The 7,688-nt window shown below is 54.9% G+C and carries 5 protein-coding genes; 3 read left to right on the top strand and 2 right to left on the bottom strand.

The features are described from left to right. Positions 1-93 precede the first annotated feature (93 nt). A complete protein-coding gene (locus AC6IZD_RS20105; RefSeq protein ID WP_497785578.1) occupies positions 94-1,998 on the bottom strand; it encodes an AsmA family protein in 1,905 nt (634 codons plus the stop codon). 241 nt (positions 1,999-2,239) lie between these two features. On the opposite strand from AC6IZD_RS20105, the gene AC6IZD_RS20110 reads away from it, so the two are divergent. Next, positions 2,240-3,535 carry a dicarboxylate/amino acid:cation symporter gene (locus AC6IZD_RS20110; RefSeq protein ID WP_497785580.1) on the top strand — a complete coding sequence of 432 codons (1,296 nt, stop codon included), beginning with the start codon at positions 2,240-2,242 and terminating at the stop codon, positions 3,533-3,535. A gap of 427 nt (positions 3,536-3,962) precedes the next feature. Further along, on the top strand, positions 3,963-5,963 hold the full coding sequence (locus AC6IZD_RS20115; RefSeq protein ID WP_497785582.1) for an HD-GYP domain-containing protein: 2,001 nt from the start codon (positions 3,963-3,965) through the stop codon (positions 5,961-5,963). Between the two features lie 44 nt (positions 5,964-6,007). Here AC6IZD_RS20115 and AC6IZD_RS20120 read toward each other — a convergent pair whose 3' ends face one another. Further along, the gene (locus tag AC6IZD_RS20120; RefSeq protein ID WP_497785584.1) at positions 6,008-6,985 is read right to left on the bottom strand and encodes an ion channel; all 978 of its coding nucleotides are present in this window, start codon (positions 6,983-6,985) and stop codon (positions 6,008-6,010) included. A 115-nt stretch (positions 6,986-7,100) separates the two neighbouring features. Between AC6IZD_RS20120 and AC6IZD_RS20125 the strand changes: the two genes are divergently transcribed. Beyond that, a complete protein-coding gene (locus tag AC6IZD_RS20125) occupies positions 7,101-7,463 on the top strand; it encodes a hypothetical protein (RefSeq protein WP_497785585.1) in 363 nt (120 codons plus the stop codon). Positions 7,464-7,688 lie beyond the last annotated feature (225 nt).

Here is a 7,688-nt window from a genome sequence, read left to right on the forward strand (position 1 = left end):
TCAGCCAAGTGACTCTGTCACAGGTGATTGGATTGATGTGGAGGGAGCGCAGGTAGAGGCGAGCCCTACCTGCGTTTCTGGATCGAATTTGCGCTATTTCTTCTGGTTCTTGTTGCCGAACAGCCCCACCAGCCCTTTTACGGCATCCTGAGTCGTGTTTTGCTGTTGCTGATTGTTAGCTGCGGCACCGGGTTGCTGCTTTCCTGTGAGAGCGCCGAGCACTCCTCCCACTCCTCCGGCAGCCCCTCCGCTTCCAAGCCTTCCTAACACGCCTTGGGTAAGCTGACCGGGATTGGAGAAGCTAGGAAGCATGTTGCTCATGCGCATCTTGGCCATCTGCTGCACATCTGGCGCAACCTTGGGCGACGGGATGGTGCCGGACACAATGACCGGAATAACGATCTCGCCATTGTTGTTTGCCATGGCGGTCGACATCAGGCCACCAATGGCGGTACCCCCCACCTGCTGCGAGCTGTCTTTCGAGAGCACGGCGGTTGCTTTCATATCCAAGCCTTGGTTGACCAGCGAGGCAGAGCCTATGGCCGCGATGGTGCCCGCGTCCGTGAGTGCCTTCAGATCGTTGGTCGAAGCCAAGCCATTCTTCAGGTCGAAGTTGCCAGTCAGCTCCGAGATGTGCGTCGCTCCGTCGCTTATCTTGGATGCCCCGGTGAACTTGCCAATGGCTCCGAGCTGTTGCGCCATGTCTATGCCGGTTAGCTTGCCATCGTTCATGTTGATTCCGATTCGGCCGGTCAAAGTCTGTACGAAATTCGCTCCTGGAGGCGCAATATTCAGGTTGATTTGCAGGGCGTTTGCCTCGAGGCCTTTTAGCTTGAGTTGCGCGACTCTAAGGACGCCTGCAACTCCCGGTCCACTGACTGGGCCACGAGCAGTGAGATCGGCACTGAGGCGGCCGCTGGGATCCATGCCAGGGCTAAGCGTCATTCCGAATGCTTCGCCGAGTTTGACCAGTTCTGCCAGAGAGGCGTTCTGAGTGTTGATCTTCAAATTGGCCAGAGCCGGTGTGGTCTTTCCGCTGACGGTGCCATTAATCGTGAATGGGGCGGATCCGATCTTGAGCAGTGTGTTCGAGATGTCGATTACATCTGCTTGGAGATCGTCTGTTGCGTTGTAGTTTAGTTCGATGGGGAACCCGAGCTGTTTACCTTGCGCGACCACGTTCTGCATGTGGATTGTGCCGTTGGTCGCGACCTTGCCGGAGTTGTTCTTGAAATGAATGTTTCCGCTGATGCTCGCGTTTGTTCCGGCCATTGCCTGCGAATTCATGTATTGCTTCGCCGCATCGAGCGAAACCTGATCAAGTTGCAGCGTGCCTTCAAAAGGCGTGCTCACCAGAGTGGTATCAGCAATCGGGCCGCCGCGGCCGTCGAATTTTGCGAGCTGTTTGCCAGCACCGGGCAGATGTGCGCTGGCGCTGAGATCAAACGGCTTGCCGGGCGCAAAATCTTTCAGGACCATGTCGATGTGGTTGTACTCGGTCCGTGGTTGGTGCTTCTGCTGATCAGTAATTGCAACCGCGCCGTCATCGATCTGGAAGCGATCGAGTTGCAGCGGCTTGTTCTGTTCTTCTTTCGGTTGCTGCTGGTTGTGAGTGCCCAAGGTAGAGAAGTTCCAGCTGCCATCGGCGCTGCGAATCAGCTCGACTTGTGGACGCACCATGCGCAGGCTGTCCACCTGAATGTCTTTGTGCAACAAAGGTTGCAGCTTAAGTACAATGTCCAACTCAGCCGTCTGGGCGAAGGACTTGCCGGAGTTGAACTTCGGATCTTCGCCAATGATCGCGTTCTGTACTTTGAAGGTCGGAGGGAACAGTCCCAGGTTCATCTGCCCAAGTTGAACTTGACGCCCCAAGCGACTTTGCAGCTCCGCCTGAATGCGATCGTGATATCGGTTTACATCGAGCAGGCGCGGTAGAGCCGCGACTGCGGCTATTACCAGCACGAGCAAAGTTCCCAGCACGATAAGTAGCTTTTTCATTTCGGAGCCTCACGATACGGACAACATGTCCTTAGAACTAAGACGCAGGGGCCACCTCGGGGAGTTATCCATCAGGAACAGGCCGTGTTCCGGATTGGGTTTCTCGCCAAGCCACAATACCACCCGGGGCGGCATCTGAGGTTGCACACCCAAGCCGCGCACCGGCAGACTGCCCGGCTTTCAACGTGAATTGATCTTCGTTGTTCTTGCCATTCGAGGAACAAGGAAAGGCGAGGAGAAGATGCGTGGAAAGGCGTTCTACCACAGCCTCTATTTCCAAGTGTTGGTGGCGATTGGGATTGGCGTGCTCCTCGGATACTTGAATCCGAATGCCGGAGCGGCTATGAAGCCTTTCGGAGATGGCTTCATCAAGCTGATCAAGATGATGATCGCCCCGATTATCTTCTGCACTGTCGTCCTCGGAATTGCCGGGATGGAAGACATGAAGTCGGTGGGGAAAACGGGGGCGCTCGCAATTCTGTATTTCGAACTGCTCAGCACGGTTTCCCTGGTTATCGGATTGGTAATCGTTGACCTCATCCGGCCGGGCGCAGGTATGAACGTGAACTTGGCAACGCTCGACACGAAAGCGGTTTCCGCATATACCGGGCCGGGAAAATTACAAAGCACGACAGGGTTTCTGCTGGACGTGATTCCCGACACGATTGTGGGTGCATTTGCCAAAGGCGAAATTCTGCAGGTCCTCTTCTTCGCCATTCTCTTCGGTTTCGCGCTACACATGATCGGCGACAAAGGGCGCATGATCCACGCAGTGGTCGATCAGTTTTCAAAGGTGTTATTCCGCATCGTGGGAATCATCATGCGAGTGGCTCCGCTGGGAGCGTTCGGCGCGATGGCATTCACCATTGGCAAGTACGGATTGGGAACACTGTTGCAGTTAGGCAAGCTGATGGCGTGTTTTTATGCGACCTGCGTCATCTTCATTTTTGTGGTCCTGGGCATTGTCGCGCGAATACACGGATTCAGTATCTGGACGTATCTGAAGTACATTCGCGAAGAGCTCTTTATTGTTCTCGGAACTTCATCTTCTGAAGCTGTGCTGCCGCGCATGATGATCAAGATGGAGAACGTGGGAGTGCACAAATCCGTCGTGGGTTTGGTGATACCTGCAGGATACTCATTCAATCTCGACGGCACCTCGATCTATCTCACGATGGCTGCTATGTTCATCGCGCAGGCTACCAATTCGCATCTATCACTAGGACAGCAGATTGGGTTGCTGGCAATCCTGATGCTGACATCCAAAGGCGCTGCAGGCGTGACGGGTAGTGGATTTATCGTGCTCGCAGCAACGTTGTCGGCTACCGGGTCTGTCCCCGTGGCGGGCGTCGCACTCATCCTTGGCATCGACCGCTTCATGAGCGAGGCGCGCGCTCTGACGAATCTGATCGGGAATGGCGTAGCAACAATCGTTGTCGGGCACTGGTGCCGCAGTCTAGACGAACTGAAGATGCGTCAGGTGCTGAACGAGCCCACTGCAGTGGAAGAAGACGAACCAGAAAAGCTTGCAGCCTAGCCATAGCTATATCGAACTCAACACTGATCAGCACGGCGTTTCGCCAAAAGATTCTGGTTATGAAAGCACTTCCCGGAGTCAATGCCGCGGTGGTCGGAATCCTAATGGCGGCCTCTATTCGCCCGGTATGGACTCTGCTGTGCATTCCGTAGCTGATTTCACAATCGCCGCCCTCGCGTCTGTCGCACTCCTGCGCTGGAAGGCTCCACCATGGGTAATCGTGCTCCTCGTCGGAACGTTTTCGGGTGCGGTGGCTGTTCTCTAGGGTGCTTGATCCAGTTATCTTCCAGCGTGGAAAGCGTAACCATTCTGGTTCAGTTGTTACCAGAGTTTCCTGCCAATTTGTGCTCTGGTCCGGCGTATCCGTATCGGATATGCTTGGCACCATAGCACCCATGTTCCTCGGGTTCTGAGGTCCTGTCCCGAAATGTCGAGCCCCAAGCAAGTACAGCTGCCCACCCGCTGCCGAAAGTCGCCGACTGCAATCTACTTTGCTGCCGACACGGCCGCCTGTGCAGCCGTGACCCGATGTGTACGGATTCCGTTTGCCAGCTTCGAATCAACTGACTGCGACGCGTTGACCGGAGATAACGTGTTCGTACTGACCGACCCGAAGCTATTCACCCTGCACCTGAAGCGGCTCCGCGCGCCGAACGTGCGTGTCATCGTGTTAGCCGACGAGCGATTCCGGGATGCACGTCTTGATGGCACGGTCTATGCATATCTGCCAACCGATACCCCGACCGCGCTACTGGAGCGCATGTTCGACAATGCCATCGATCACATGCATCTGGTCGAGACGCGGCGCGAGGCAAATGATCGGCTCGCTCTTGCGAACTCCGAGATCTATGAACTGAACCACATAGGAGCTGCTCTCAGCGCCGAGCACGACACTCGGGAGCTCCTTGAGTTGATCTTGACCAAGTGCCGCGAAATTACACGGGCCGATGCTGGCTCGCTCTACCTCGTTGAAGAGGAAGAAATTGGGGAAGACCAGGGAGCAGTGCGCGACCACCGCAAGGCGAAGAAGTTTCTTCGCTTCAAAATGGCGCAGAACGACTCGGTTCAGGTGCCGTTCAAGGAAGTTGTTCTGCCTGTCAGCGAGCAGTCGATTGCCGGATACGTAGCGCAGCACGGCACGGTCGTGATGATCGAAGACGCATACCGCATAGAAAGCTGGCTGCCCTACTCGGTCAACAAACAGTTCGATGTTGAATCTGGGTATCGGACCAAGTCAATCCTCGCCGTGGCGATGATGAATCCGAAGAACGAGATTGTCGGAGTCGTTCAACTCATCAATGCGAAACGGAATTGGCGCGCTCGTCTCCGCACCCCTGATGATGTCGACCGTGAAGTGCTTCCGTTTTCGACTCGGCAAATGGAGATCGTCTCGTCGTTGGCCAGCCAGGCTGCTGTGGCATATGAAAACAGCCATCTCTATGAGAACATCCAGCGACTATTCGAGGGCTTTGTAAAAGCCGCGGTCAAAGCTATTGAACAGCGCGACCCGACGACCTCCGGTCACTCGTTCCGGGTTGCAAATCTCACGGTTGCGATGGCTGAAGCTGTCGATCGGGATCACACGTACTTCCCCGAGGTGAAATTCACCCGCTCGGAGATGAAAGAGATCCGGTACGCTTCCCTCCTGCATGATTTCGGCAAGGTTGGCGTGCGTGAAGAAGTCCTTGTAAAAGCGCGAAAGCTGTATCCCGCGCAGATGGACATCATTCGCAATCGCTTCGACTTTGCCCGGCGTACGGTCGAGGCGGAGACGGCAAATTGCGAGTTGAGTTTCCTGCTTGAACATGGCCGCGACGAGTATTCGCATCAGTTGCCAAAATTCGAAGCCGAAAAGTCGCAAAAGCTCGATGAATTGGACCGCTTCATGGAATGCATCGTCGAAGCAAATGAACCTTCGGTGCTGCCTGAAGCCGCACTGGGCCTTCTCGGGGAAATTCCGAAAAAACACTTTCGTGGTTGCGACGGCAAGCTTCACCCCCTGATCACTCCCGAAGAAATGCGCCTGCTGTCGATTCGCAAGGGATCTTTGGATGAAAACGAGCGACAGGAAATCGAGTCACACGTTGAGCACACGTACAACTTCCTGAAGCAGATTCCATGGACGCGCGAAATCCGCAACATTCCGGAAATTGCGCGCGGGCATCATGAAAAGCTCAATGGTCAGGGATATCCGGGCAAACTGAATTCAACCGATATCCCGCTGCAAACCCGCCTGATGACGATTGCTGATGTCTTTGACGCTCTCGCTGCAGCCGACCGCCCCTACAAGGAATCGGTTTCAGTCGAGACGGCTCTGAAAATATTGGGAGACATGGTCAATAACGGCGAACTCGATCCGCACGTTTACTCGCTGTTTGTAAACGCCAAGGTGTACGAGCGCTGGAAGGACGAATGCTTCGCGTACTGACCGAGGTATTCTGGTTGTGCTGGGCCCGACATCGGGCCCTTTTTTCATGCCCTCAGTAACGCCTCAGGCAAGGGGGCTGGCACTGTATCGTTCAGGCGATCCAGATCCAGTACCGCCTGTGTTCCTTCCTCGAAAAACATCATTGCAAATTTGCGTCCCCACATAAGTTCGTTGGTGGAATACGACGAGCGGCTGTAAACGGTTTGCGAGTATGTTTCATCCACTGCGTTCAGAATTACCAAAAATTCGGCTTCGGCCGCGTGCAGTTGTTCCTTCGTCCAGCCGTAAATGGGACTCTGCGGCGAAATTGGATGCACGATCGTCCAGTTCGCGGGCAGAACACTCACAAACGTGCGCTCCAACTCGAGCGTAAAGAACTTGCGGACGCGTTTCCCGGCGACCGTCTCAAATCGACTGTGGATTACCAATGCTTGCAAGTTGATCAGTTGGCTACGTCGCCCATTCGCGATGCGGAATTGGAAGCTAGCCTGATCTCCGTAAGGCGCGATCAGAGCCGACCGGCTGTAGAGTACGCGTGCGTTCGGGCGTGAGAATCGAGCAAAAACCAACCCTGTAGCAACAGCGAGGGACAACAGCCCGAACAACGTTTGTAGGGCCACAAGCGCATTCGCAAGAAACGTGATCGGCACGATATTTCCATAGCCGACCGTGGCGAACGTATGAATGCTGAAGAAAAATGCGCGCCAGAAGCGCGGCCCGGCAAATGATCCTTGTAGCGCATTCGGCCCCAACGTCAGATAGCCCAGTGCAAAGATCGCGTTGATCGCCATATACCAGATCCCCAACAGCGTGAAGAACTTCGGCCAACTCAGATTCAGCAGAGCGTGGTAGCCAAACAGTCGGTCGAGTAAGCCTTCATGCAATCGCCGCACGTTGAACGATCCGTCCCGGTTCACCAGGCGATAGTGTGGACGAAATGCCAGGCTTCCAAATCCAAGATCGCGGTCCAGGGGACGTTCGGGAGTGGGCTGTTGGGACGGGAATCCGATCGGCGTATTCATGCGAGAGTCTCCGGTAAGCTGATGGATGCTGCGCTGTCGCCTTGGGATTCGCCAGCTTCGCTGTGCGCAACTCATTCAGCAACTATGCCGTCTAACCCGCAAGGAGCCCTCCTCTGTGATCGCCTCTGTTACGGAATCTGCCAACCTGCTGTTGATCGTTGGGCTTGTGATTTACGGGTTCACGCTGTTTGCCGACTATAGCGCCCGGGGACGATGGGCTAAGAACATAACCTCGCTGCTCGCATCACTCGGGATTCTCACCCTGGCTCTCGCGTTGGCGATGACACCGGACAACGCAGCCATTCTTATGCGCCTAGCCCATACCTCTGCGTCCAAGATTTTGCTTGGCCTCAGTAGCCTACTTCTCTTGTTCGCAATCGGGGCGTTCGGACTGATCACGTATTCAAGACCGTTCCGCCTTCGTCACGAAAAGAAGATCGACCGCGAGCTAAACCGAGATCTTCCTAAAATCCCATAGCAGTTGCGCTCGACTTTGAATAGCTAGTCGCCGATTACGGCAGAACTTCTCTTTGTCTTTGCCTCTGTGAGAAAGCTGAGGAAATTATCTCGCCGAAATCATCGCCCGGAGAAATTTGAGATGCCGTCTCGCTTGCTGTTTATGCGGGTTTAGTTGCTATGAGGGTGGTCGTGCAAAGCGGGAGTGCTTGCAACGGGCTGCTGTGATTTGTTACAACAATCAAGC

The sequence above is a fragment of the Koromonas humicola genome (assembly GCF_059726255.1).

Excerpts from the sequence above, each read along its gene's own strand:
- AC6IZD_RS20120 (WP_497785584.1), bottom strand. The coding sequence starts at position 6,985 with ATGAATACGCCGATCGGATTCCCGTCCCAACAGCCCACTCCCGAACGT.
- AC6IZD_RS20105 (WP_497785578.1), bottom strand. The coding sequence starts at position 1,998 with ATGAAAAAGCTACTTATCGTGCTGGGAACTTTGCTCGTGCTGGTAATA.
- AC6IZD_RS20115 (WP_497785582.1), top strand. The coding sequence starts at position 3,963 with ATGTCGAGCCCCAAGCAAGTACAGCTGCCCACCCGCTGCCGAAAGTCG.
- AC6IZD_RS20110 (WP_497785580.1), top strand. The coding sequence starts at position 2,240 with ATGCGTGGAAAGGCGTTCTACCACAGCCTCTATTTCCAAGTGTTGGTG.